General features: G+C 74.2%; 21 protein-coding genes. 11 read left to right on the top strand and 10 right to left on the bottom strand.

What is annotated here, in order from left to right; translation table 11 throughout:
- The first annotated feature begins 320 nt into the window (after window positions 1–320).
- A complete protein-coding gene (gene mfd, locus ACFV2S_RS30065; protein WP_385565810.1) occupies window positions 321–3,854 on the top strand; it encodes a transcription-repair coupling factor in 3,534 nt (1,177 codons plus the stop codon).
- Window positions 3,855–3,902: 48 nt separating this feature from the next.
- On the opposite strand, the gene ACFV2S_RS30060 is transcribed toward mfd, so the two are convergent.
- Window positions 3,903–5,189, bottom strand: a complete 1,287-nt coding sequence (locus tag ACFV2S_RS30060) for an SGNH/GDSL hydrolase family protein (RefSeq protein WP_385565806.1) — start codon at window positions 5,187–5,189, stop codon at window positions 3,903–3,905.
- 28 nt (window positions 5,190–5,217) lie between these two features.
- The gene (locus tag ACFV2S_RS30055) at window positions 5,218–5,799 is read right to left on the bottom strand and encodes a TetR/AcrR family transcriptional regulator (RefSeq protein ID WP_385565803.1); all 582 of its coding nucleotides are present in this window, start codon (window positions 5,797–5,799) and stop codon (window positions 5,218–5,220) included.
- A 115-nt stretch (window positions 5,800–5,914) separates the two neighbouring features.
- Here ACFV2S_RS30055 and ACFV2S_RS30050 point away from each other — a divergent pair, with 115 nt between their 5' ends.
- From ACFV2S_RS30050 to ACFV2S_RS30040, 3 genes are all read left to right on the top strand, one after another.
- Complete coding sequence (locus ACFV2S_RS30050) at window positions 5,915–6,754, top strand: hypothetical protein (protein WP_385565825.1); 840 nt, start codon at window positions 5,915–5,917, stop codon at window positions 6,752–6,754.
- A 92-nt stretch (window positions 6,755–6,846) separates the two neighbouring features.
- On the top strand, window positions 6,847–7,533 hold the full coding sequence (locus ACFV2S_RS30045) for an HNH endonuclease family protein (RefSeq protein ID WP_385565799.1): 687 nt from the start codon (window positions 6,847–6,849) through the stop codon (window positions 7,531–7,533).
- Between the two features lie 60 nt (window positions 7,534–7,593).
- Window positions 7,594–8,340: an N-acetyltransferase gene (locus ACFV2S_RS30040; protein ID WP_385565795.1), complete on the top strand. Its 747-nt coding sequence runs from the start codon at window positions 7,594–7,596 to the stop codon at window positions 8,338–8,340.
- Window positions 8,341–8,472: 132 nt separating this feature from the next.
- Here the strand turns inward: ACFV2S_RS30040 and ACFV2S_RS30035 are convergent, their stop codons facing one another.
- Together ACFV2S_RS30035 and ACFV2S_RS30030 are read right to left on the bottom strand one after the other, a co-directional pair.
- On the bottom strand, window positions 8,473–9,231 hold the full coding sequence (locus tag ACFV2S_RS30035) for a hypothetical protein (RefSeq protein WP_385565791.1): 759 nt from the start codon (window positions 9,229–9,231) through the stop codon (window positions 8,473–8,475).
- Between the two features lie 80 nt (window positions 9,232–9,311).
- Complete coding sequence (locus ACFV2S_RS30030; protein ID WP_385565787.1) at window positions 9,312–10,061, bottom strand: DUF4190 domain-containing protein; 750 nt, start codon at window positions 10,059–10,061, stop codon at window positions 9,312–9,314.
- Window positions 10,062–10,380: 319 nt separating this feature from the next.
- On the opposite strand from ACFV2S_RS30030, the gene ACFV2S_RS30025 reads away from it, so the two are divergent.
- The 4 genes from ACFV2S_RS30025 (at window position 10,381) to ACFV2S_RS30010 (ending at window position 15,240) form a co-directional block, all read left to right on the top strand.
- Complete coding sequence (locus tag ACFV2S_RS30025; protein WP_385565821.1) at window positions 10,381–12,435, top strand: N-6 DNA methylase; 2,055 nt, start codon at window positions 10,381–10,383, stop codon at window positions 12,433–12,435.
- A 111-nt stretch (window positions 12,436–12,546) separates the two neighbouring features.
- Window positions 12,547–13,131, top strand: coding sequence for a hypothetical protein (locus tag ACFV2S_RS30020; protein WP_385565783.1), 585 nt, complete (start codon window positions 12,547–12,549; stop codon window positions 13,129–13,131).
- A complete protein-coding gene (locus ACFV2S_RS30015; RefSeq protein ID WP_385565779.1) occupies window positions 13,128–14,699 on the top strand; it encodes a protein kinase in 1,572 nt (523 codons plus the stop codon). The genes ACFV2S_RS30020 and ACFV2S_RS30015 overlap by 4 nt, the downstream gene beginning before the upstream one ends.
- 154 nt (window positions 14,700–14,853) lie before the next feature.
- Window positions 14,854–15,240 carry a hypothetical protein gene (locus tag ACFV2S_RS30010; RefSeq protein ID WP_385565775.1) on the top strand — a complete coding sequence of 129 codons (387 nt, stop codon included), beginning with the start codon at window positions 14,854–14,856 and terminating at the stop codon, window positions 15,238–15,240.
- A gap of 57 nt (window positions 15,241–15,297) precedes the next feature.
- Here the strand turns inward: ACFV2S_RS30010 and ACFV2S_RS30005 are convergent, their stop codons facing one another.
- The 3 genes from ACFV2S_RS30005 to ACFV2S_RS29995 all read right to left on the bottom strand — a co-directional run bounded on the left by ACFV2S_RS30005 (window position 15,298) and on the right by ACFV2S_RS29995 (window position 16,809).
- Complete coding sequence (locus ACFV2S_RS30005; protein ID WP_385565771.1) at window positions 15,298–15,630, bottom strand: hypothetical protein; 333 nt, start codon at window positions 15,628–15,630, stop codon at window positions 15,298–15,300.
- Entirely contained in the window at window positions 15,627–16,271 is a 645-nt protein-coding gene (locus tag ACFV2S_RS30000; RefSeq protein ID WP_385565766.1) for an RNA polymerase sigma factor, read from the bottom strand. The genes ACFV2S_RS30005 and ACFV2S_RS30000 overlap by 4 nt, the downstream gene beginning before the upstream one ends.
- Window positions 16,272–16,362: 91 nt before the next feature.
- Window positions 16,363–16,809 (bottom strand): hypothetical protein, encoded by a 447-nt coding sequence (locus tag ACFV2S_RS29995; RefSeq protein ID WP_385565762.1) that lies wholly within the window; start codon window positions 16,807–16,809, stop codon window positions 16,363–16,365.
- Between the two features lie 267 nt (window positions 16,810–17,076).
- On the opposite strand from ACFV2S_RS29995, the gene helR reads away from it, so the two are divergent.
- A complete protein-coding gene (gene helR / locus ACFV2S_RS29990; RefSeq protein WP_385565758.1) occupies window positions 17,077–19,224 on the top strand; it encodes an RNA polymerase recycling motor ATPase HelR in 2,148 nt (715 codons plus the stop codon).
- Window positions 19,225–19,303: 79 nt separating this feature from the next.
- Window positions 19,304–19,738 carry a VOC family protein gene (locus tag ACFV2S_RS29985; RefSeq protein ID WP_385565754.1) on the top strand — a complete coding sequence of 145 codons (435 nt, stop codon included), beginning with the start codon at window positions 19,304–19,306 and terminating at the stop codon, window positions 19,736–19,738.
- 65 nt (window positions 19,739–19,803) lie between these two features.
- Here the strand turns inward: ACFV2S_RS29985 and ACFV2S_RS29980 are convergent, their stop codons facing one another.
- The 3 genes from ACFV2S_RS29980 to ACFV2S_RS29970 are packed head-to-tail and all read right to left on the bottom strand — an operon-like array spanning window position 19,804 to window position 21,415.
- Window positions 19,804–20,412 carry a GNAT family N-acetyltransferase gene (locus tag ACFV2S_RS29980; RefSeq protein ID WP_385565750.1) on the bottom strand — a complete coding sequence of 203 codons (609 nt, stop codon included), beginning with the start codon at window positions 20,410–20,412 and terminating at the stop codon, window positions 19,804–19,806.
- 59 nt (window positions 20,413–20,471) lie between these two features.
- Entirely contained in the window at window positions 20,472–21,047 is a 576-nt protein-coding gene (locus ACFV2S_RS29975; RefSeq protein WP_385565746.1) for an HAAS signaling domain-containing protein, read from the bottom strand.
- A complete protein-coding gene (locus ACFV2S_RS29970) occupies window positions 21,044–21,415 on the bottom strand; it encodes a PadR family transcriptional regulator (protein ID WP_093875740.1) in 372 nt (123 codons plus the stop codon). The genes ACFV2S_RS29975 and ACFV2S_RS29970 overlap by 4 nt, the downstream gene beginning before the upstream one ends.
- A gap of 63 nt (window positions 21,416–21,478) precedes the next feature.
- On the opposite strand from ACFV2S_RS29970, the gene ACFV2S_RS29965 reads away from it, so the two are divergent.
- Window positions 21,479–22,216, top strand: a complete 738-nt coding sequence (locus ACFV2S_RS29965) for a DUF2625 domain-containing protein (RefSeq protein WP_385565740.1) — start codon at window positions 21,479–21,481, stop codon at window positions 22,214–22,216.
- Window positions 22,217–22,236 lie beyond the last annotated feature (20 nt).

The raw sequence follows: 22,236 nt of genomic DNA, 5'->3' as shown, positions 1-22,236 counted from the left end.
TGGGGGCGCGACCCCCCCCACCCGGGGGTGCCCGCGGGGGGTGTGGGTTTCGGGGCTCCCCCGCAGGGGGCCCCGCCTCGGCCGCCGTTCCGTTGTGCCCACCCGTTCCGCCCCAGCGGAACGATTGCCCACAACGGAACGGCGGGGCGCCGCCCACAACGGAACGGCGGGGCGCGGGCTCGTAACGGGCGGCGGGGGGCCGGGACGCGTCGTAGGCTGGGGGCGACCGGGCCGGACGTGCTCGGGACCACCCGGCCCGTGACACGTGTCGGGCCGTTCGCGTTGCCCGAACCGTCGTACGAACCCGGGATGGAAGCTCCATGAGCCTGCACGGTCTGCTCGATGTCGTCGTCAAGGACGCCGCCCTCGCCGAGGCGGTGAAGGCCGCCGCCGACGGCAACCGCCCGCACGTGGACCTGGTCGGCCCGGCGGCCGCGCGGCCGTTCGCGGTGGCCGCGCTCGCCCGGGACTCGGGGCGGCCGGTGCTCGCGGTGACCGCGACCGGCCGGGAGGCCGAGGACCTGGCCGCCGCGCTGCGGTCCCTCCTGGACCCGGACCGGGTCGTCGAGTACCCGTCCTGGGAGACGCTGCCGCACGAGCGGCTCTCGCCCCGCTCGGACACCGTCGGCCGCCGGCTCGCCGTGCTGCGCCGCCTGGCGCACCCCCGGGACGACGACCCGGCCGCCGGGCCCGTCTCGGTCGTCGTCGCGCCCATCCGCTCCGTACTCCAGCCGCAGGTCAAGGGGCTGGGGGATCTGGAGCCGGTGGCGCTGCGGTCGGGCCAGACCGCCGACCTGAACGAGATCGTGGAGGGGCTCGCGGCCGCCGCGTACTCCCGGGTGGAGCTGGTCGAGAAGCGCGGCGAGTTCGCCGTGCGCGGCGGCATCCTGGACGTGTTCCCGCCGACCGAGGAGCATCCGCTCCGGATCGAGTTCTGGGGCGACGACGTCGAGGAGATCCGTTACTTCAAGGTGGCCGACCAGCGGTCCCTGGAGGTCGCCGAGCACGGTCTGTGGGCGCCGCCCTGCCGGGAGCTGCTGCTGACGGACGAGGTGCGGGAGCGGGCGGCGGCGCTCGCGGAGGCCCACCCCGAGCTGGGCGAGCTGCTCCACAAGATCGCCGAGGGGATCGCGGTCGAGGGCATGGAGTCCCTCGCGCCGGTCCTCGTCGACGACATGGAGCTGCTGCTCGACGTGCTGCCCCAGGGCGCGATGGCCGTGGTCTGCGACCCGGAGCGGGTGCGGACCAGGGCCGCCGACCTGGTCGCCACCAGCCAGGAGTTCCTCCAGGCGTCCTGGGCCGCGACCGCCGGCGGCGGCGAGGCCCCGATCGACGTCGGCGCGGCCTCCCTGTGGGGGATCGCGGACGTCCGGGACCGGGCGCGCGAGCTGGACATGGCCTGGTGGTCGGTGTCGCCGTTCGCGGCGGACGAGGCCGACGCCGGCGGGGACACGCTGACGCTGGGCATGCACGCCCCCGAGTCGTACCGGGGCGACACCGCCCGTGCGCTCGCCGACACCAAGGGCTGGCTGGCCGACGGCTGGCGGACGGTGTTCGTGACGGAGGCGCACGGTCCGGCGTCCCGGACGGTCGAGGTCCTCGGCGGCGAGGGCATCGCCGCCCGTCTGGACGCGGACCTGGCGGAGATCTCTCCGTCCGTGGTGCACGTGGCGACCGGTTCCATCGACTACGGCTTCGTCGACCCGGCGCTGAAGCTGGCCGTGCTCACCGAGACCGACCTGTCCGGCCAGAAGGCGGCGGGCAAGGACGGGCAGCGGATGCCCGCCAAGCGCCGCAAGACGATCGACCCGCTGACGCTGGAGGTCGGCGACTACATCGTGCACGAGCAGCACGGTGTCGGCCGGTACGTGGAGATGGTGCAGCGGACCGTGCAGGGCGCGACCCGCGAGTACCTCCTCGTCGAGTACGCGCCCGCGAAGCGCGGCCAGCCCGGTGACCGGCTGTACATCCCGACGGACCAGCTGGAGCAGGTCACGAAGTACGTGGGCGGCGAGGCGCCGACCCTGCACCGGCTCGGCGGCGCGGACTGGACGAAGACGAAGCAGCGCGCGAAGAAGGCCGTGAAGGAGATCGCGGCGGATCTGATCAAGCTGTACTCGGCGCGGATGGCGGCCCCCGGCCACGCCTTCGGCCCGGACACCCCGTGGCAGCGGGAGCTGGAGGACGCGTTCCCGTACGCGGAGACGCCCGACCAGCTGTCGACCATCGCCGAGGTGAAGGAGGACATGGAGAAGACGATTCCCATGGACCGTCTGATCTGCGGCGACGTCGGCTACGGCAAGACGGAGATCGCGGTGCGCGCGGCCTTCAAGGCCGTCCAGGACGGCAAGCAGGTCGCGGTCCTCGTCCCGACGACGCTCCTGGTGCAGCAGCACTTCGGGACGTTCAGCGAGCGGTACTCGCAGTTCCCGGTGAAGGTGCGGGCGCTGTCCCGGTTCCAGACCGAGACGGAGTCGAAGGCGACGATGGAGGGGCTGCGGGAGGGGTCGGTGGACATCGTCATCGGCACCCACCGGCTGTTCTCCTCCGAGACGAAGTTCAAGGACCTGGGCCTGGTCATCGTCGACGAGGAGCAGCGCTTCGGCGTCGAGCACAAGGAGCAGCTGAAGAAGCTCCGGGCGAACGTCGACGTCCTGACGATGTCGGCCACCCCGATCCCGCGCACGCTGGAGATGGCGGTGACGGGCATCAGGGAGATGTCGACGATCACGACGCCGCCGGAGGAGCGGCACCCGGTCCTCACCTTCGTCGGCCCGTACGAGGAGAAGCAGATCGGCGCGGCGATCCGGCGTGAGCTGCTGCGCGAGGGCCAGGTCTTCTACATCCACAACCGGGTCGACTCGATCGACCGGGCGGCGGCGCGGCTGCGCGAGATCGTGCCGGAGGCGCGGATCGCGACGGCGCACGGGCAGATGTCGGAGCAGGCCCTGGAGCAGGTCGTGGTGGACTTCTGGGAGAAGAAGTTCGACGTGCTGGTGTCGACGACGATCGTCGAGTCCGGCATCGACATCTCCAACGCCAACACGCTGATCGTCGAGCGCGGCGACAACTTCGGCCTGAGCCAGCTCCACCAGCTCCGCGGCCGGGTCGGCCGTGGCCGTGAGCGGGGCTACGCGTACTTCCTGTACCCGCCGGAGAAGCCGCTCACGGAGACGGCGCACGAGCGGCTGGCGACGATCGCCCAGCACACCGAGATGGGCGCGGGCATGTACGTGGCCATGAAGGACCTGGAGATCCGCGGCGCGGGCAATCTGCTCGGCGGCGAGCAGTCGGGTCACATCGCGGGCGTGGGCTTCGACCTGTACGTGCGGATGGTCGGCGAGGCCGTCGCGGACTACCGGGCCCAGATGGAGGGCGGGGTCGAGGAGGAGGCCCCGCTGGAGGTCAAGATCGAGCTGCCGGTCGACGCGCACATGCCGCACGACTACGCGCCGGGGGAGCGGCTGCGGCTCCAGGCGTACCGCTCGATCGCCTCGGCGAACTCGGAGGAGGACATCAGGGCCGTACGGGAGGAGCTCACCGACCGGTACGGCAAGCTGCCCGAGCCGGTGGAGAACCTGCTCCTGGTGGCGGGCCTGCGGATGCTGGCGCGGGCGTGCGGGGTCGGCGAGATCGTCCTGCAGGGCTCCAACATCCGTTTCGCGCCGGTGGAGTTGCGCGAGTCGCAGGAGCTGAGGCTGAAGCGCCTCCACCCGCGCACGGTGATCAAGCCGGCCGTCCACCAGATCCTGGTGCCGCGCCCGACGTCCGGGAAGATCGGCGGGAAGCCGGTGGTGGGCCGCGAACTCCTGGCGTGGACGGGCGAGTTCCTGACGACGATCCTCGGGGGCTGAGGCCGTGGTGCGGCGCCCCCTCGCGCGGGGGCGCCGCACCGTGGAGGTCTACAGTTCGTCGAGGTCCAGGGCGTCGGCCATCGCGGTGTAGCCGGCGTCGTTGGGGTGGAGGGCGTCGCCGGAGTCGTACGCGGGGAGGATGCGGTCCGGGTCGGACGGGTCGGCGACGGCGCGGTCGAAGTCGACGACGGCGTCGTAGGCGCCCGAGGTGCGGATCCAGTGGTTGACGGCGTCCCGCTTGGCCTCGTTGGCCGGGGTGGAGTAGAAGGAGCCCCCGATCGGGGTGAGGGTGGCGCCGACGGCCTTGAGGCCCTTGGCGTGGGCCTCGCGGATCAGGGTGCGGTGGCCGGCGATCAGCTTCTCGACGGAGACCTCGGGGGTGGGGCCGCCGGGGAAGGCCGGTCCGCTGCCGCCGATGTCGTTGATGCCTTCGAGGATGACGACGGTCCGCACGCCGGGCTCGGTGAGCACGTCCTTGCGGAAGCGGCTGAGGGCCTTCTCGCCCGCCCAGGTGGTGTCGTTGACGACCTGGTTGCCGCCGATGCCGTGGTTGAGGACGGCGCGCGGCCGGCCGGCGGCGGCGAGGCGTTCGGCGAGCTCGTCGGGGTAGCGGTGGTCGGCGTCCGCGGTGGAGCCGACGCCGTCGGTGATGGAGTCGCCGAAGGTGACGACGCCGTCGCGGCGGACGGTGTCGCGGCCGCCGGTGACCTCGACGCCGGAGAGGTAGTACCAGGAGGCGCTGGCCTCGCCGAAGGCCGCCCCGGACAGGTCGGCGCGGTGGTCGCCCTCGGCGCGGTAGCTGGTGGCCGAGGAGAAGGAGTGGAAGGTCGCCGGGCCGGTCGCGTCCGCGAGGTAGAGGGTGACGGTCAGCGACTCGAAGGCCTTGACGGGGAGGTTCACGGCGTCGCTGAGGAGGGTCTCGCCGGCCGGGATCGTCACGGACGGCCGGTGGCCGAAGCGGAGCGTGCGGACGGAGCCGGGCTCGACCGCGCTCCGGGCGGCGGCCGTCCCTGCGGCGGCGGTGCGGGCGACGGTCGCGCCGGTGATCCGCAGCGGGCCGGTGCCGTAACGGTTCGTCAGCTCGACGCGGGTCCGGGTGCCGGTGGCGGTGACCCGGACGACCTGGCGGACGGTCTGGTTCTCGAAGCCCTGCTGGGACCAGTTGGGGCCGAACGGCGCGGACGCCGACTGCGGGGACGCGGCCCAGGCGCCGCGCCACGCGGCGCCGTCGGTGCCGTGCCGGCCGGTGTCGGCGAGCGCGGTGGGGGCCAGGGCGAGCGTGGCGGTGGTGAGCAGGGCCAGCGCGGAGCGGCGGAGCGTGTTCGTGGTTCGCATGCTCTGGTCAATTACGCGCTGACGCGGGCTATTCCCTTTCCCCGGTGGCCAGTTGTTCCGAGAAGAGCAGGCCGGTGAGCGAGCGGAAGTACTCCTCGGGGTCGCGGTCGCCCACCGCGCCCTGCACGTTGCGGGTGAGGAGCAGCGTCGCGAAGCCGTGGGCGAGCGACCAGGCGGCGATGCCGGCCGTGCGGGTGTCGGGGGCGTTGCTCAGGTCGGCGACGCCGGTGCGGAGTTCGGCGGAGGCGCGCTCCTTCGCGGCGAGGAGGTCCGGGTCGTCGGCGCGCAGCAGTTCCGGCTGGAACATGACCTGGAAGTGCGCCGGGTGGTCCACCGCGAAGCGGACGTAGCGCACGCCGCGTTCGCGGAGTCCGGGCGTGCCCGCGAGGGCGGCGGCGAGGAGCTCGTACCCCTCGGCGGCGATCGCGGTCAGCAGGCCCGTGCGGTCCTTGAAGTGGTGGGCGGGGGCGGCGTGCGAGACGCCCGCGCGGCGCGCGAGGTCGCGCAGGCTGAGCGCCCCGGGGCCCTCGGCGGCGATCACGTCGAGGGCGGCGGCGAGGACGGCCCCGCGCAGCTCGCCGTGGTGGTAGGTGCTCCGGCTCGTCGTCATGGCAGCAGCCTAGCCGCCATCTAGTCATTGACAAGTTCGCATGGGGGCGGGCAATCTTGTCACTGACAAGTTGTGGACGAGGGAGGACACCGTGGACACCGCTCGCGTACGACAGATGTGGCACCTGCTCGAACCCCTGCACGCCGTGCTCTACTACGCCCCCGAGGCCTTCGACGAGGCCGCCGCCCTCGGCTACGCGACGGACGAGCGCTGGCCCTCCTACTTCGCGTGGCGGGCCGCCGCCCTCGGTCCCGTCGGGCCGGTCCGGGTCGCCTCCGCCTTCTACAGCTTCAGCCCGGAGATGGTCGCCGAGCACGTCGCCGGCGCCTGGAAGGTCGCCGCCCCCGCCGCCGTCCTCGCCGCCCGGCTCCGCGCCGTCGACCGGACCTACCGCGCCGTCCTCGGCGACGACGTGGTCACGGGCCCCGAGCTCGCCGAGGCCGCCGCCCTCGCCCGCCGCGCCGCGGAGGCGGCCCGCCCCGAGGGCCGCCCGCTCGCCGCCGCCCAGGCCGAACTGCCCTGGCCCGAGGCCCCGCACCTCGTGCTCTGGCAGGCCGCGACGATCCTGCGCGAGCACCGCGGCGACGGCCACCTGGCCGCCCTCCTCGCCGCCGGACTCGACCCGGCCGAGTCCCTCGTCTCCTTCGCCGCGATCGGCGCGGCGCCCGAGCCCGTCTTCGAGAGCCGCGGCTGGAGCGCGGCGGAATGGGCCGCCGCCCGCGCCCGTCTGACCGCACGCGGCCTCCTGGACCCGGAGGGCGCTCCCACCGACGCCGGGCGCGCGCTGCGCGCCGAGGTCGAGCGGCGCACCGACGAACTCGCCGCCGCCCCCTGGGAGGCCCTCGGCGCCGAGGACACCGCGCGGCTCGCCGACCTCCTCGGCGGACCCTGGCTGGCGATGATCGGCTCCGGCCTGCTCCCCGCCGTCAACACCCTGGGCATCGGCAAGGTGTGACGCCCCGGCAGACGGCGAGCGGGGCCTTCGGCCCGTCCGTTTCGGGACCATCGGTACGAAGGTGACGTAACGGTCCGGCCTAGGATTCCAGGGTGCTGACGTACCGAAGGACCCTCGCCGCCTCGACGCTCGCCGTCGCCGCGCTCATCACCACGGCCTGCACCCCCGGAAGCGGCTCTCCGGGGGACGGGGGCGGCGCGGGCGGGAGGCCCGCCGCGCGCGGGACGGCGCTCGCCGCCGTGGACACCCTCGCCGTCAAGGGCCGCGCCCCGAAGACCGGCTACCAGCGGGAGGAGTTCGGCCGCGCCTGGGTGGACGTCGACGGGAACGGCTGCGGCACCCGCGACGACATACTCAAGCGCGACCTGACCGGCGTCCGCTTCACGGACGGCCACTGCAAGGTCGCCTCCGGGACCCTCACCGACGACCCGTACACCGGGACCACCGTCCGCTACGTGCGGGGCCGCTCCAAGGTCGACATCGACCACGTCGTCGCGCTCTCCGACGCCTGGCAGAAGGGGGCGCAGAAGTGGGACGGCGAGACCCGGCGCCGCTTCGCCAACGACCCGCTCAACCTCCTCGCCGTCGACTCCGCGGCCAACCGCGGCAAGTCCGACGGCGACGCCGCCACCTGGCTGCCGGCGAACCGGGCCTACCGCTGCACGTACGTGGCGCGGCAGATCGCGGTGAAGAAGAAGTACGGGGTGTGGGTGACGGCGGGGGAGCGGGACGCGATGAAGCGGGTCCTCGGCACCTGCCCGCAGCAGAAGCTCCCGTAGCGCCCGGCCTACGGCGAAAAAACGTTTCGGCGACCCGTGAACGATCTTTAACCTGGTCGCATGGACCTGAACATATCGACCCTCGCCGAACGACCCGAGCTCGAAGGGGCGATGTGGTCCATGAAGGACCTCTGGCCCGAGTTCATGATGTACGACCCGGTCGGCTGGGCCAACATGGGCCGGATCGTGCGGGAGTTCCCGGAGTTCGTGCTCGTGGCCACCGACGCCGGGGGCGCGGTCGTCGCCCGCGGCTTCAGCGTGCCCTTCCGGCTGGACGCGGAGGGCCGCCGCGCCCTGCCCGCCCGCGGCTGGGACGAGGTCCTCAACTGGGCCTTCTCCGACCTGCGGCACGGCCGGGAGGCCGACACCGTGAGCGCGATCGAGATCACGGTCGACCTCGCCCACCTCGGCAAGGGCGTCTCGCACACGATGCTCGCCGCGATGCGGGCGAACGTCGGCGCGCGCGGCTTCGCCGAGCTGGTCGCCCCGGTCCGCCCCAACGGCAAGCACCTGGAGGCCGAGGCGTCCATCCACGAGTACGCCTTCCGCACCCGGGAGGCCGACGGACTGCCGCACGACCCGTGGCTCCGGGTCCATGTGCGCGCGGGCGGCGTGATCGAGGCGGTGGCCCCGGCCTCGATGACGGTCTCCGGCTCCGTGGAGCAGTGGCGGGAATGGACCGGCCTGCCCTTCGACACGGACGGACCGGTCGAGGTCCCGGGCGCGCTGGTCCCGGTCCACTGCGAGGCCGCGCGCGGCTACGCGGTCTACGTCGAGCCCAACGTGTGGGTGCGGCACCGGATCTGAGGTCGCCCTCGGTCGCTCCGCCTCCGGCCCCGGCATCGGCGCCGGAGGGGTGCGGGTGCCCGTGAGGCACGCGTGAGGGGGGCCGTTCCCCGGTGACGGCCCCCCTCACGCGTGTCCTGTCGCACCCGGCGGTCAGTCGGTGGCGACGACGTCCTTCGCCGCCGGGACCTTCGCCCCGACCGGCCTGCCGTACTTCGAGAAGGTGATCGTCCCCGGCTCCTCGCCGCCCTTCGTGACGATCCTCAGCACGTACGGAGTGCCTTCCGTGGCCACGTAGACCGTGCTGCTCGCGCCGCCCTCGCCCGGCTCCGTCAGGGCGAGCGCCCGCTGCCCGCCGACCGTGGTCTCGGCGCCCTTCACGATGCCGCTCGCCCCCGTCTCGAAGTCGCCCAGCAGCACCTTCAGGTCGCAGAGCGCCAGCATGTCCTTCGCGTCGGGGTCGGAGACGGGCGACTTCATCCAGCGGCCCCTGAGCGCGTCGAGGGTGGCCTCCTGCGTCTCGGGGCTCTCGTCCTTGACCTGCTCGCGCAGGAAGGCCTCGTCGAAGCGCAGGTAGACGTTCTCGTCGTCGGCCTTGACGAGTTCGGCGGTGTCGGCCGTGTCCATGGTCAGGGTGCCCGCGCACGTCCCCCGGTCGTCGAGGGCGAGATAGCCCTTCACCGGCTCGTCGGGGGACCTCAGGTCGATGTCGACGGTCAGGGACTTCGCGCTCCGCGTCGCGGCGAAGGCCTTGTCGACGATCTGCGAACCGGTCAGTTCCCCGAAGGGTCCGGCCGGCTCGGCGTCGGCCGGGGTGGGGCCGCAGGCGGTGGCGGCGAGGGCGGAGGCGACGCCCAGGAGGGCGGTGGCGACGAGGGTCCGGCGGGGGCGGCGGCGCGGGGCGGGGTGCATGTGTGGTGTCTCCGGGAGGGGGCGTACGAGCGGTGGGGCCCCGAAGGGCCCCGTCCACGAGGTCGTTCGGTGCGGCAGGGTCAGCCGACCTTCAGCTCCCACTGGGAGGCGTTGTAGTCGAAGCCCGGGTTGACCTCGACGGTCAGGTTCTTGGCGTCCTTCGGGGTGTCGAAGGCGACGGTGACGGTGGCCTTCTTGCCGGGCATGACGCTGCCCTGGAAGCCCGTGCCGACCTTCTCGTCGAAGATCTGCTCGGCCGTGACGCCGTTCTTGCCGGCCCGGCCGGTCAGGGTGACGAGCGTGGCGTCGAACTTCTTCTTGCCGCCGTTCTCGATGACCACGGTCACCTGGTAGGCCTTGTTGCCCTGGGTGTGACCGACCGCGAACTCGCTCGGGGAGTAGGCCTTCGGGTCCGAGACCGTCACCTTGAGGTCGTCGTCGTAGACCGAGGTGTCGCCGTCCGCGAGGTTCTTGGCGGCCGGGTCCTTCGGGGCCGTGTCCTTGATCGTCTTGTCGATCTCGTCGACCGCGTCCTTGACGGCCGTGAAGGTGATGACCGCGCCGACGACCGACAGGATCAGGGCCGCGAGGCCCAGGATCGCGCCCGTGACCGCCACTCCCTTGTTGTTCGCCTCGCGGCGCTTCACCCGGCCCTTGGCGACGAGGCCCAGGATCAGGGCGATCAGGCCGAGGATGCCGGCCAGCCAGAAGAAGAGCGGGACGAGTCCGGAGAGCGTGCCGATGATGCCGAGGATCAGGGCCGCGGTGCCGAGGCCGTTGCGCATGACCTGCGGGGCGGCGGCAGGCGGGACCTGGGTGTCGTACGACATGGGTGTGTCCTCCCGGACGGAGACGATGTCTGGTGCGATGGGTCAATCACAGCAGAGGCTGTGAACCGAGTCAACACGGTTCACGGAAAACGAGTCGACTCACACTGTGAAGTGGTGCGGTGTGTGTTCGTCGCTAGGATTGGTGTCACAGCCAGAGGGCGAGCCAGGGGAGTTGGGTCACGTGCCGGAGAACGCAGCAGAGGCGGGTGCGGAGCACGCGGGTGGCGCGGCGGACGGCGCGGGCGCCGCTCCGGAGAGCGCCGGCACTCCGGCGGAGGACACGGCCGCCCCCGCCGGCGGCACCGCCGGGACCGCCGAGGTGACCGCCGCCGGGATCGCCCGGCTCGCCGGGGTGGGCCGCGCCGCCGTCAGCAACTGGCGCCGCCGGCACCCCGACTTCCCCAAGCCCGTCGGCGGGACGGAGTCCAGCCCGTCCTTCGCCCTCGCGGACGTCGAGCGGTGGCTGCGCGCCCAGGGCAAGCTCGCCGAGGTCCCGCTCAAGGAGCGCGTCTGGCAGCAGGTCGCGGGCCACCCCGCCGGCGCCGTCACCGCCCTCGTCCACGCGGGCTGCGCCCTCCTCCTCGTACGGGACCGGTCCGCTGCCTGGCCCGCGCTGGCCGAGCTGCCCGACGAGCGGCTCGCCGAGGTGCTGCCCGTCGCCCTGGAGGAGACGCTCACCGAGCGGCTCGGCCCGGAGCGGGCGGTCCGCACCCCCACCGCCCCCGCGCTCGCCGCCTCCGTCCCGCTCCTGCGCGGGGCCGCCGAGCTCGCGGCCGAGACCGGGGTCCGCCCGGCCTTCGAGTTCCTCCTCGGCCGGCACCTCGACGCCAACCCCCGGCAGTACACGCTCACCCCGCCCGGCCCCGCCGCCCTCATGGCGGCGCTCGCCGCGGCCCCGAGGACCGGGCGCGGCGGCGTCCCGCTCACCGTCCTCGACCCCGCCACCGGCACCGGCGGCCTGCTGAGCGCCGTCGAGCGGCCCGGCGCCGTCTGCGGCCAGGACGCCGACCCCGACCTCGCCGCGCTCACCGCCCTGCGGCTCGCGCTCGCCACCGACGCCGACATCCGCGTCCGCTCCGGCGACAGCCTGCGCGCCGACGCCTTCCCGACGCTCGCCGCGGACGCGGTCCTCTGCCACCCGCCGTTCAACGAGCGGAACTGGGGCCACGACGAACTGGCCTACGACCCGCGCTGGGAGTACGGCTTCCCGGCCCGCACGGAGTCCGAACTCGCCTGGGTCCAGCACGCCCTGGCCCGCCTCCGCCCCGGCGGCACCGCCGTCCTCCTCATGCCGCCCGCCGCCGCGTCCCGCCGCTCCGGCCGCCGCATCCGCGCCGACCTGCTGCGCCGCGGCGCGCTCCGCGCGGTCGTCGCCCTGCCGGCCGGCGCCGCGCCGCCGTACGGCGTCCCGCTCCACCTCTGGGTGCTGCGCCGCCCCGAACAGAGCGGGCGCCCCGCCGCCGAACTCCTCCTCGTCGACGCCGCGTCCGAGCAGTCGGGACCCGGGCGGGAGGGCCGCGACCGGCTCGACTGGCCGGCCGTCCACTCCGCCGTCCTGGACGCCTGGACGCCCTTCGACCGGGACGGGACCCTCGCCGGGACGCCCGGCGCGAGCCGCTCCGTGCCGGTCATCGAACTCCTCGACGACGACGTCGACCTCGCCCCCGCCCGGCACCTCCCGCCGCCCGCAGCCGCCGAGGGCGCGGTCCAGCTGGCCGGCGTGCGCGAGCGGCTGACCGAGACGCTGCGCCGGACCCGTGAGCTGACCCCGCCGCCGGTCACCGACCCCGCCTCCGGCGCCCGGCCCGGCCGGCCCACGACCACCGTCGGCGAACTCGCCCGCGCCGGAGCCCTGGCCCTGCGCGCGGGCGGCGCGGGCACCGCCCCCGCCTCCGCCCCGGTCGCCGTCCTCACCGACCACGACGTCCTCGCCGCCCAGCCGCCCTCCGGCTCGCTGCCCGACGGCCCGCCCGAGGAGCCGGTCCTCGTCGCCGCGGGGGACGTCGTCGTCCCGGTCCTCGGCGGCGTCACGGCCGTGCGGGTCGTCGACGCGTCCGCCGAGGGCGCCGCGCTCGGCCGCAACCTCCAGCTGCTCCGCCCCGATCCGGCGGCCCTCGACCCCTGGTTCCTGGCCGGATTCCTGCGGGCCACCGCCAACACCCGCCAGGCCAGCAGCTACGCCTCCACCGCGACCCGGCTCGACGTGCGCCGCCTCCAGCTGCCGCGCCTGCCCCTGGCCGAACAGCGCCGGTTCGGCGAGCGGTTCCGGGCGCTGGCCGAGTTCGAGGCGTCGCTGCGCCTGGCCGCCCGTCTCGGCGACCAGCTGGTCCAGGGCCTGTACGACGGTCTGGCGGACGGCACGGTGGCTCCGTAGGCGTTCCGCTCCTGATCTGTTCGACAACGGTTCCGGGTATCCCGGAACCGTTGTCCGTATCGGTGTATACGCTCGTCTCCGCACCCGATCCGTCCGAGCAGGAGCAGCAGGATGTACGGCCCTCCGCAGGCCCCGCAGGTTCCGCAGCCGCCGAAGAGCCCCGTCACCGGTGGCCGGGTCGCGCTGCTCGTCCTCTTCTGCGCTCTCGCGCTGCTCAGCTGTGGCTTCCTGGCCTGGGCGCCGATGCTGCGCGTCGCGGTCCTCACCCGCAGGGCGCGGGACTGGGTCCTGTTCGGCGTGACGTTCGCGGTGGCGGCGGGCCTCTTCACGTACGCGGGCGTCACCGGCGACGAGGAGGCCACCACCGCGGAGTCCTTCGTCGCCGTCGGCATCATGATGCTCCTGGTGGCGGGCCCGATGGCCTACTACCTGGTGACGGAGCTCCGCCGCCTGGACCGGGGCGGCGCGGCTCCCGCGTACCGCCCGCAGGGCCACGACCACGCCTCCGCGGCCACGGTCCCGGGCGCGCTCGGGAACCAGAACCCGTACGCCCGCCCCGTCACCCCGCCGCCCGTCACCCCGCCGCCCGTCACGCCCGGGCCCCGGATCGACCAGGTCCGCGCCGAGCTCGACGAGCTGAGCGACCTGCTCAGGAAGGACACCGGGAACACCGGGGAAGGCGAAGGCGGCCGGTGAACGGGCGGGTCATCGGCGGGCGTTACGAGCTCGCCACCGTCATCGGCCAGGGCGGGATGGGCCAGGTCTGGACGGCCTACGACGGACGCCTCGACCGCAGGGTCGCGGTGAAGCTGCTCCGGCCCGCCACCATGACCGGACCCGCCACCGCCGCCGAGGAGCTGCGCCGCCGCTTCGTGCGCGAGTGCCGGGTGACCGCGCAGGTCGACCACCCTGGCCTGGTGACCGTGCACGACGCGGGCAGCGACGGCGACGACCTCTATCTCGTCATGCAGTACGTGGAGGGCGCGGACCTCGCCGACCACCTGGCCGAGCACGACCCGTACCCCTGGGAGTGGGCGGTCTGCGTGGCCGCGCAGCTCTGCGCGGTGCTCGCCGCCGTGCACGCGGTGCCGATCGTGCACCGCGACCTCAAGCCGCGGAACGTGATGATCCGCCCCGACGGGGCGCTGACCGTCCTCGACCTGGGCGTCGCCTCCGTCCTGGACACGGACACCACCCGGCTCACCCAGACCGGTTCGCCCATCGGCAGCCCCGCGTACATGGCGCCGGAGCAGGCCATGGGCGGCGCCGTCGGCCCCTCCACCGATCTGTACGCGCTCGGGGTCCTGCTCCACGAACTCCTCAGCGGGAACGTGCCGTTCGCCGGATCCACCGCGCTCGGCGTGCTGCACCGGCACCTGTACGAGCCGCCCGCACCGCTCCGGCAGCTGCGGCCGGAGATCCCCGAGGCGCTCGAAGCGCTGGTCCTGCGGCTGCTCGCCAAGGACCCGCAGGCCCGCCCGTCCGGCGCGCACGAGGCGTACGAGCACCTCCTGCCGCTGCTCCCCGCGCGCGGGGCCCCGACGGGGCCGATGAACCCGACGCGTCCGTTCCTGCGCCCGCACGCGCCCTGGCCGGACCGGGCGACGGCGAAGGCCGCGCACGTGCCTCCGGTCCCGTCGGTGCCGCCCGCGCGGGGGGCCGATCCCCGTACCGATCCCCGGGTGTACGCGCACGAGGCGCCGCCCGCGCGTCCCGACGTGGCCGCGGCCGTCGACGAGGTCAAGCGGCTGCTCGGGGAGGGCTCGCTCACGCAGGCCGTGGACCTGCTCGGCTCGATCCTGCCCGCCGCCGCGGCCGAGCACGGCGAGCGGTCTCCGGTCGTCCGCATCCTGCGCAAGCAGTACGCGTCGACGCTGATGGACGACGGCCAGTACCGGCGCGCGCTGCCGGAGCTCCGCCGGCTCGCGGAGGACCGGGGCGCGGAGGCGGGCCCGGCGGACCCGCAGTTCCTCCAGTTCCGCTACGACGCGGCCCTGTGCCTGGAGCAGTTGGGGGAGACGGGCGCCGCGCTCGGAGAGTTCCGCGCGGTCCTGCCGTACTACGAGCGGGACCTGGCCCGGGCCTTCGACATCCGGCAGCGGATCGGGCTGCTGCTCCTGGCGGCGGGCGAGCACGCGGCCGGGCGCGACGAGCTCCAGCGGCTGCTGTTCGACGCGGAGCGCGCGTACGGGCCCTACCACCCGCTTCCGGTGGACCTGCGGCGCGCGCTGGACCATCAGCGGCAGATGGGGCCGCGGCCCTGAGGGGACCGGGCGGTGTACCGATCGTGACCCTGACGGGACGACAGGGTCACGACTCGACAACTGATCACCCAGTGGATCTTCATGATCCTTTTTGCCCGTTTTAGCGCATGTAACGTTCGCGTCTGATCATGTCCGCGTCTCCCAAGGAATCCCCATGACGACGCCTCCCGCTCCCTTCTCCCCCGAGCAGCAGCAGCCCGCCGCTCCCGCCAAGAAGGGCGGCGCCCTCCTCAAGAAGGTCGGCGGCATCGTCGTGGCGATCGTCGTGGCCCTCGCGGTGAAGCTCGGCCTCCCGTACCTCACGGGCGACGCGCCGGTGCACGCCAAGGCCGGCGAGTGCGTCACGGTCACCGGCCCCGACAACGACCCGAAGGTCGACACCGCCGATTGCTCCTCCGGCAAGGCCGACCTCTTCAAGGTCGTCAAGGTCGTCGACAACACCTTCGACGTCGAGAAGTGCGCCGACGCGGGCGAGCTCGCGCTCGCGCAGCAGCTGGACTCGGACAAGTTCGTCCTCTGCCTCGACAAGGTCGCCAAGTAACCTCCCGGCCAACCGAGAAGGGCCGGAACCCGACGGGTTCCGGCCCTTCCCCCTTCCCTACGGCGACCCCACCGGCCGGGGCGACGTCACCGACGGGGCGGCCGGCGGGGCCGGGACCGGTGTCGGCACCGGGGGCGTGCCCGTGGGGGCCGGGGTACGGGCGGGCAGCACCGGGTCCGGGCCCGTCGGCCCGTCCGGGAGCAGGGTCAGGACGCACACGGCGGCCACCGCCGCGGCCGCCCCGAGCACCACGGACACCACCGCGCGGACCCGGTGCGTCCCCCAGCGGCGCCCCCGCGGAGGGTCGGCGCGGCGCAGGTCGCGGTGGCTGACGAGGCCGGCGCGGGCGGCCAGGGCGGCGCGCAGCCGCTCCTCCACGGGCGAGGTCATCGGTCCGCCTCCGCTCTCTTCTCCAGCTTGCGCTCCAGGGCGTCGAGGGCGCGGCTCGCGGTGGACTTCACCGTGCCGCGCGAGAGCCCGAGCGTCTGCGCGATCTGCGCCTCCGTCAGCTCCGACCAGTACCGCAGCACCAGCACCTCGCGCTGCCGCCGCGTCAGCTCCCCGAGGGCGTCGAGCACGTGCCGGTGCTCCTCGGCGAGGAGCAGCCCCTCGTCGACGGGGGCCCCGGAGCCCGGGTGGGGCGGGGTGTACGCGCGCGCGGTGCGGCGCCGGCGCAGCACGGAGCGGGCCGCGTTGACGACGGCGGTGTGCAGGTACGCCCCCGGGTCCTGGAGACCGTCCAGGGAGGTCCCGTAGGCGCGGCACACGGCGGCGAACGCGTCCTGCACGACGTCCTCGGCGGTCGGCAGGTCGTCCACGAGGAAGACCGCGAGCCGCACCATGTCGAGCCGCCGGGCCCGGTAGAGCTCGGTGAGGGTGGGCGCGGGGCCGTCGTCGCCGTACGGGCTGCCGACGACGCGCAGAGGGCGTTCCCGTACCGGAGCGCGCCCGTCCCGGGCCGCGCGGGACACGCGCGCGAGCAGCCGCGACCACCGGGGCGGCGCCAGGGGCAGGGGGAGGGCGTACGGCATGGGCCTCGATCCGTCGGGTCGGGGTCGGGGTGGGGTACGGGGGGCGAGCGGGCGGGCCCGGGGGACGGACCCGCCCGCTCGCCCGGCGCGGCTACTTGCCGGGCGCGATCACCCGGGGCGCGTCACCCACGGGCGCGGGGGCGGGCGCCGGGACCGGCTTGACCGCGGCGGGCGCGGGAACCGGCTTCGGCGCGGCACCCGGCTTCGACGCGGGCGCGGGGACCGGCTTCGGCGCGGTGACGACCTTCGGCGCGGCGGGCGCGGGTGCCGGGCGGGGCGCGCCGGCCTCGGGCGCGGCGGGCCGGGCCACCGGCTTCGGCGCGGCCACGACCTCCGGGGCGGCGGCCGGCTTCGGCGCGGCGGGCTTCGGCGCGGCGGGCGCGGCGTCGGGGGCGGTCGGCGCGGCCGGGGCCGGCTTCGGGCCCGAGTCGGCGGCGGCCTGCGCGGCGAAGCCGCCGCCGAGGAGCAGCGCGGCTCCGGCGACGGCGCCCAGGAGTCGGGGACGGCGGCGGAGGCTCCGCCTGGCGTGGCTGGACATGGGGTCTCCCGAGGGGTGTCGGAAACACGGTCTGGAACATCAGCTGAAGGGTGCCTTCAACCCACCAGACGTGCGGCACCGCCCGAGGTTGCGAACCGGGTCCGGGAAAATCTCCCCGACGACCCCCGGAAACGAAGAAGCGAGAGGGAACACACACCTCTCGCACTTTCAACATATAGCGCACAGGGGGGCTTGCGGCAAGGCCCCCTCCGTGGCGCAGAATCGCACCTCGAAAGCCAGAAGCTCAGAAAGCGGGAAATCCACCACATGACGTCCCTTATTGCCGGCGTGTTCGACCTCTCCGGCAACCTCGCCCCCAAGGCCGCCCCGGCGCTCATCGCCGCGGACGAGCAGCACTTCGCGGACATCGCCCGGTGTCTCGACGAGACGATCGCCGAACTGTCCGAGCGGCTGGACGCCGAGCGGAAGGCACCCGGCGGCGTCGGCCGGGAGGCGATGGACCGGGACGCGGAGATCCACCGGCTGAGCGGCCGGCTGCGGACGCTGCGCCGCTTCGGCCTGGACCTGTGCCTGGGGCGGGTGGTCGGCGCGGACGACCCCGAGCCCGTGTACGTCGGACGTCTCGGCCTCACCGACAGCACCGGCCGCCGGCTGCTCATCGACTGGCGCTCCCCGGCGGCGGAGCCCTTCTTCGCGGCGACGCACGCGACGCCGATGGGCCTGGCGAGCCGCCGCCGCTACCGCTGGTCCGGCGGCAGGATCACCGACTACTGGGACGAGGTGTTCACCGCGGAGGGCCTGGAGGGGCACGCCGCGCTCGACGACCAGTCCGCGTTCATCGCGAGCCTGGGCGGCAACCGCTCGCCCCGGATGCGGGACGTGCTGGCGACGATCCAGTCCGACCAGGACGCGATCATCCGCGCGGGCTCGCGGGGCGCGCTGGTCGTCGACGGCGGACCCGGTACGGGAAAGACGGTCGTCGCGCTCCACCGCACCGCGCACCTCCTCTACGCGGACCCGAGGCTCGGGCACCGCCGGGGCGGCGTGCTGTTCGTCGGCCCGCACCAGCCGTACCTGAACTACGTCGCCGACGTCCTGCCGAGCCTGGGCGAGGAGGGCGTGCGGACCTGCACCGTCCGGGACCTGGTCGCCGAGGGCGCGAAGGCTCCGGCGGAGGCCGACCCGGAGGTGGCCCGTCTGAAGTCCTCGGCGGACATGGTGCGGGCGATCGAGAAGGCCGTGGCGTTCTACGAGGAGCCGCCCACCGAGGGGATGACCGTCTCGACCCACTGGTCGGACATCCGGCTGACCGCCGCCGACTGGGCGGAGGCCTTCGACGCGGCGGAGCCGGGGACCCCGCACAACGAGGCGCGCGAGCACGTCTGGGAGCACCTGGTCTCGGTCCTCTTCGACAAGTACGACGGCGAGGAGGTCCCGGAGGCGCAGTTCCGCAAGTCGCTGCGCCTGGACCGGGAGCTGACCGGGGCGCTGAACGCGGCGTGGCCGATGCTGGAGGCGGCCGACCTCGTCGGCGACCTGTGGACGGTCCCCGCGTACCTGAGGATGTGCGCGCCCTGGCTGACGCCCGACGAGGTGCGGGCGCTGCGGCGGGCCGACGGCCAGGCGTGGACGGTCTCGGACCTGCCGCTCCTGGACGCGGCCCGGCAGCGGCTCGGCGACCCGGGGACGGCCCGGCTCAAGCTGCGGCGCAAGGCCACCGTCGCCGCCGAGCGCGAGCGGATGGCCGGGGTCATCGACAGCATCATCGCGGCGGACCCCGACGGCGAGGGCGCGGTCACGATGCTGCACGGCAAGGACCTCCAGGACAGCCTGGTCGACGAGAGCGCCCTGCCGACCGCCGAAAGGGAGCCGCTGGACGGGCCGTTCGCGCACATCGTGGTGGACGAGGCGCAGGAACTCACGGACGCGGAGTGGCAGATGCTGCTGCTGCGCTGCCCGTCCCGCAGCTTCACCATCGTCGGTGACCGCGCCCAGGCGCGGCACGGCTTCACCGAGACGTGGCGGGAGCGCCTGGAGCGGGTCGGCTTCGACCGGATCGAGATGACGTCCCTGAGCGTCAACTACCGCACGCCGGAAGAGGTGATGACGGAGGCGGAGCCGGTCATCCGCGCCGCGCTGCCGGACGCCAACGTGCCGACGTCGATCCGCGGCAACGGCATCCCGGTCACGCACGCCGGTGCCGGGGAGCTGGAGGCGGTCCTCGACGGCTGGCTGGCGGAGAACGCCGAGGGCGTGGCGTGCGTCATCGGCGCCCCGGGCTTCCGGGAGCGCCCGCGCGTCCGGTCGCTCACCCCGTCCCTCTCGAAGGGCCTGGAGTTCGACCTGGTGGTCCTGGTCGATCCGGAGACCTTCGGCGAGGGCGTCGAGGGCGCGGTCGACCGCTACGTGGCGATGACCCGTGCGACCCAGCGCCTGGTGATCCTGACGTCCTGAGGCCGCGCCGTGAAGGCGTCCTGAGGCCGCTCCGTAAAAAGGGGAGGAGGGGCACGGGCCCCGTTGCTACGGTGGCCGGATGGCAGCGATCAAGGAATTCCAGGTCACCCTCGACTGCGCGGAGCCCGCGCGCCTCGCGGCTTTCTGGTGCGAGGTGCTGGGGTACGTCACACCGCCGACCCCGGAGGGCTTCGACAGCTGGGAGGCGTACCACCGGTCGCTGCCGCCCGGGGAGCGGCCGGTCTACTTCGCGTGCTCCGACCCCACGGGCAAGGGACCGCGCGTGCTCTTCCAGCGCGTCCCCGAGGGCAAGGTCGTGAAGAACCGCGTGCACCTCGACGTACGGGCCGGCACGGGTCTCGTGGGCGACGAGCGCCTCGCCGTGCTGGAGGCCGAGTGCGCCCGCCTGGTCGCGCTCGGCGCGACCCACCTGAAGACGCTGTACGCCGACGGGGAGAACGAGTCCTGCATCAACATGCAGGACATCGAGGGCAACGAGTTCTGCCTCGACTGAGCGTCCGACGGCGTACGCGGCGGCCCCCGCCCCTGACGGGGCGGCGGCCGCCGCGCGTGCGGGCGTCAGACGTCCCGCGGGTCGCGCTTCATCGCCCACAGGACCGGGCCGCCGCCCGGCAGGGCGAACTCGCCGCGGACCGTGAAGCCGAAGTGCTCGTAGACCGGCAGGTTGTCGGGCTTGGAGGACTCCAGGTAGACCGGGAGCCCCGCCGCGTCCGCCTTCGCGAGGCCGGAGCGGAGGAGGGCCGAGCCGTGGCCCAGGCCCCGGGCGGCCGGGTCGGCGCCTATGACGGCGAGGTACCAGTGGGGTTCGGCCGGCCCGTGCCCGGCGGCCGCCATGACGGCCTCCCGGAAGACCGGGGCGCGGTCGCCGAGGATCTCCACGAGCTCCTGGACCGTCTCCGCGTCGGGGACGGCCTTGTCCGCGCCCTCGGGGGACACCCAGAACGCGGCGGCCGCGTCGGTCCGCTCGCAGACGCCGTGGAGCCCGTACTGCCGGGTGAAGAGGGTCGTGAAGTAGCGGCCGAGATCCGCCTCGCGCGAGGCCTCGTCGGGGAAGAACCACTGCATCATCGGATCGTCGCCGAAGGCGGAGGCGAGGGTGCGGCTGACCGCCCGAGCGTCGTCGATCGTGGCCGGTTCAGGTGCGTTTGCCAGGGTCATGCGGGTCATTCTGCACCCGTAATGATCTTGACCGGGGGGGCGGGGGCCGCCCCGCTTCCCGCCCCTGGTCAGACGGTCTTCGGCTGGGTGCGGAGCAGCCGCACCGCCGCCGTGGCCGGCAGGGTGACGCCCAGGGCGAGGACGACGAGGAGCTCCACGATGCCGAGGCGGGCGGCGAGGAGGAAGAAGCTGAGCGCGATCACGACCAGGGGCGCGAGGGTGAGTGCGGTGGCCAGGCCCTTGGTGGCCCGGTCCCAGGCGTCGGACGTCCACAGCAGGCCGAGGCCGGCGATGATCGCGGCCATGCCGATGAGAGGGTCGGCGAAGACCGCGAGGCTGCTGACGCCGAGCAGGACGGCCGTGACGATCGTCCGCGTCCGGGGCTGCGGCTGCGGAGCCGCGACGGCCGCCGCCGGGGCCTCCGGCTCCTCCGCGCGGGCGGCGGCCACGATGGCGGAGGGGCTGCCGAGCCGTTCGAGGGCGGTGCGGACGGCCTGGGGGTCCTCCTCGTCGCCGACCGCGACCGCGAGGTGTTCGCGCAGGTCGGCGAGGAGTTCCTCGCGGCGCCCCGGGGGCAGGAAGGACGCCTCGCGCTCGATCGTGGCCAGGTAGTCGGTCACGAGGGGGTGTGCGGTGCCGGTCATGCGGAGCCTCCGTGGGGTGCGGTCAGGAAGTGGTCGACGCCGTCGCGGAAGCGCGGCCAGCTCTCGGCGAACTCGGTGAGCGCGGTCCTGCCGGGCGCGGTGAGCGTGTAGTAGCGGCGGGCGGGTCCGGTGGCCGACTCGCGGAGCTCGGTGTCGACGAGTCCGTCGCGGCGAAGCCGGGACAGCAAGGGGTAGATCGTTCCCTGGCTGGTGGTCATGACGCTCACCGCGGCCAGCTCGTCGAGGATCTCGACGCCGTAGCGCGGACCGTCGCGCAGCAGGGCGAGGACGCAGTACTCCAGTACGCCCTTGCGCAGCTGGCTGGCGACCTTTCCGGCCGCCTCGGATCTTGCTTCGCCAGGAACCATGTAATGCAAGATACCTCCGGAAGGGCCGCCGATCAACGGCGGACCGCGTGCGACGATGCCCGGATGCGAGAACTGCGTGGACTGGACGAGCTGACCGAGGTCGAGGATCCGGCGTGGCCGCGCCTCCAAGAGGAACTGCGGGCCTCGAAGGTGCCCGTCGAGGTGCTGGAGGCCGACCCCGGGCGTGCCGAGGCCACGCTCCTGACGACGCAGGTGACCGTCCGCTCGTACCTGGGGGCGTTCGTCCTGCACGCCGGAGGGATGCTCGTCGACGACGGCTGGCTGCGGGTCTACGGCAGCCCGGCCGCCCACAACGACCGGCGGCTGCCCGGCCTCGCCCGGGTCAACGGCTACCCCGACGAGCCCGGCGACGACTGGCGGCCCGCCGCCGGGCTCGTCGTCGCGCACGACGTGCTCGGCGGGGCCTTCGCGATCCAGGGCGGCACGGAGGAGGACACCGGACTGCCGGGCCGGCCCGGCGAGATGGTCTACTTCGCGCCCGACTCGCTGCGCTGGGACGCGATCGGCGCCGGATACGGCGCCTGGCTGTCGTGGCTGCTCGCCGGGGGGACCGAGGAGTTCTACGAGGGGCTGCGCTGGCCCGGCTGGCGCGACGAGGTCCCCGGGCTGACCGGCGGGGAGGGGCTCTCCTTCTACCCGCCCCTGTGGTCCGTCGAGGCGCACCAGGACCTGGCCGGGACCAGCCGCGCGGTCGTCCCCCTGGCGGAGCTGCTCGGGTTCGGCCGGGAAACGGCCCTGGGTCTGGACGGGACGGACCCGGGCTTCCTGGGCACGCCGTGACCGCCGCGGCTCGGCTCCGC

The sequence above is a fragment of the Streptomyces sp. NPDC059695 genome (assembly GCF_042733785.1).
In the GTDB taxonomy this organism is placed as follows: Bacteria; Actinomycetota; Actinomycetes; order Streptomycetales; family Streptomycetaceae; genus Streptomyces.
The sequence above is the reverse complement of the archived record's forward strand: the minus strand, read 5'-3'. Positions and strand labels throughout refer to the sequence as shown.

Excerpts from the sequence above, each read along its gene's own strand:
- ACFV2S_RS29965 (WP_385565740.1), top strand. The coding sequence starts at position 21,479 with ATGCGAGAACTGCGTGGACTGGACGAGCTGACCGAGGTCGAGGATCCG.
- ACFV2S_RS30055 (WP_385565803.1), bottom strand. The coding sequence starts at position 5,799 with ATGACGACGAGCCGGAGCACCTACCACCACGGCGAGCTGCGCGGGGCC.
- ACFV2S_RS30050 (WP_385565825.1), top strand. The coding sequence starts at position 5,915 with ATGTGGCACCTGCTCGAACCCCTGCACGCCGTGCTCTACTACGCCCCC.
- ACFV2S_RS30000 (WP_385565766.1), bottom strand. The coding sequence starts at position 16,271 with ATGCCGTACGCCCTCCCCCTGCCCCTGGCGCCGCCCCGGTGGTCGCGG.
- ACFV2S_RS29980 (WP_385565750.1), bottom strand. The coding sequence starts at position 20,412 with ATGACCCGCATGACCCTGGCAAACGCACCTGAACCGGCCACGATCGAC.
- ACFV2S_RS29975 (WP_385565746.1), bottom strand. The coding sequence starts at position 21,047 with ATGACCGGCACCGCACACCCCCTCGTGACCGACTACCTGGCCACGATC.
- ACFV2S_RS30035 (WP_385565791.1), bottom strand. The coding sequence starts at position 9,231 with ATGCACCCCGCCCCGCGCCGCCGCCCCCGCCGGACCCTCGTCGCCACC.
- ACFV2S_RS29970 (WP_093875740.1), bottom strand. The coding sequence starts at position 21,415 with ATGGTTCCTGGCGAAGCAAGATCCGAGGCGGCCGGAAAGGTCGCCAGC.
- ACFV2S_RS29995 (WP_385565762.1), bottom strand. The coding sequence starts at position 16,809 with ATGTCCAGCCACGCCAGGCGGAGCCTCCGCCGCCGTCCCCGACTCCTG.
- ACFV2S_RS29985 (WP_385565754.1), top strand. The coding sequence starts at position 19,304 with ATGGCAGCGATCAAGGAATTCCAGGTCACCCTCGACTGCGCGGAGCCC.
- ACFV2S_RS30005 (WP_385565771.1), bottom strand. The coding sequence starts at position 15,630 with ATGACCTCGCCCGTGGAGGAGCGGCTGCGCGCCGCCCTGGCCGCCCGC.
- ACFV2S_RS30040 (WP_385565795.1), top strand. The coding sequence starts at position 7,594 with ATGGACCTGAACATATCGACCCTCGCCGAACGACCCGAGCTCGAAGGG.
- helR (WP_385565758.1), top strand. The coding sequence starts at position 17,077 with ATGACGTCCCTTATTGCCGGCGTGTTCGACCTCTCCGGCAACCTCGCC.
- ACFV2S_RS30010 (WP_385565775.1), top strand. The coding sequence starts at position 14,854 with ATGACGACGCCTCCCGCTCCCTTCTCCCCCGAGCAGCAGCAGCCCGCC.
- mfd (WP_385565810.1), top strand. The coding sequence starts at position 321 with ATGAGCCTGCACGGTCTGCTCGATGTCGTCGTCAAGGACGCCGCCCTC.
- ACFV2S_RS30020 (WP_385565783.1), top strand. The coding sequence starts at position 12,547 with ATGTACGGCCCTCCGCAGGCCCCGCAGGTTCCGCAGCCGCCGAAGAGC.
- ACFV2S_RS30060 (WP_385565806.1), bottom strand. The coding sequence starts at position 5,189 with ATGCGAACCACGAACACGCTCCGCCGCTCCGCGCTGGCCCTGCTCACC.
- ACFV2S_RS30030 (WP_385565787.1), bottom strand. The coding sequence starts at position 10,061 with ATGTCGTACGACACCCAGGTCCCGCCTGCCGCCGCCCCGCAGGTCATG.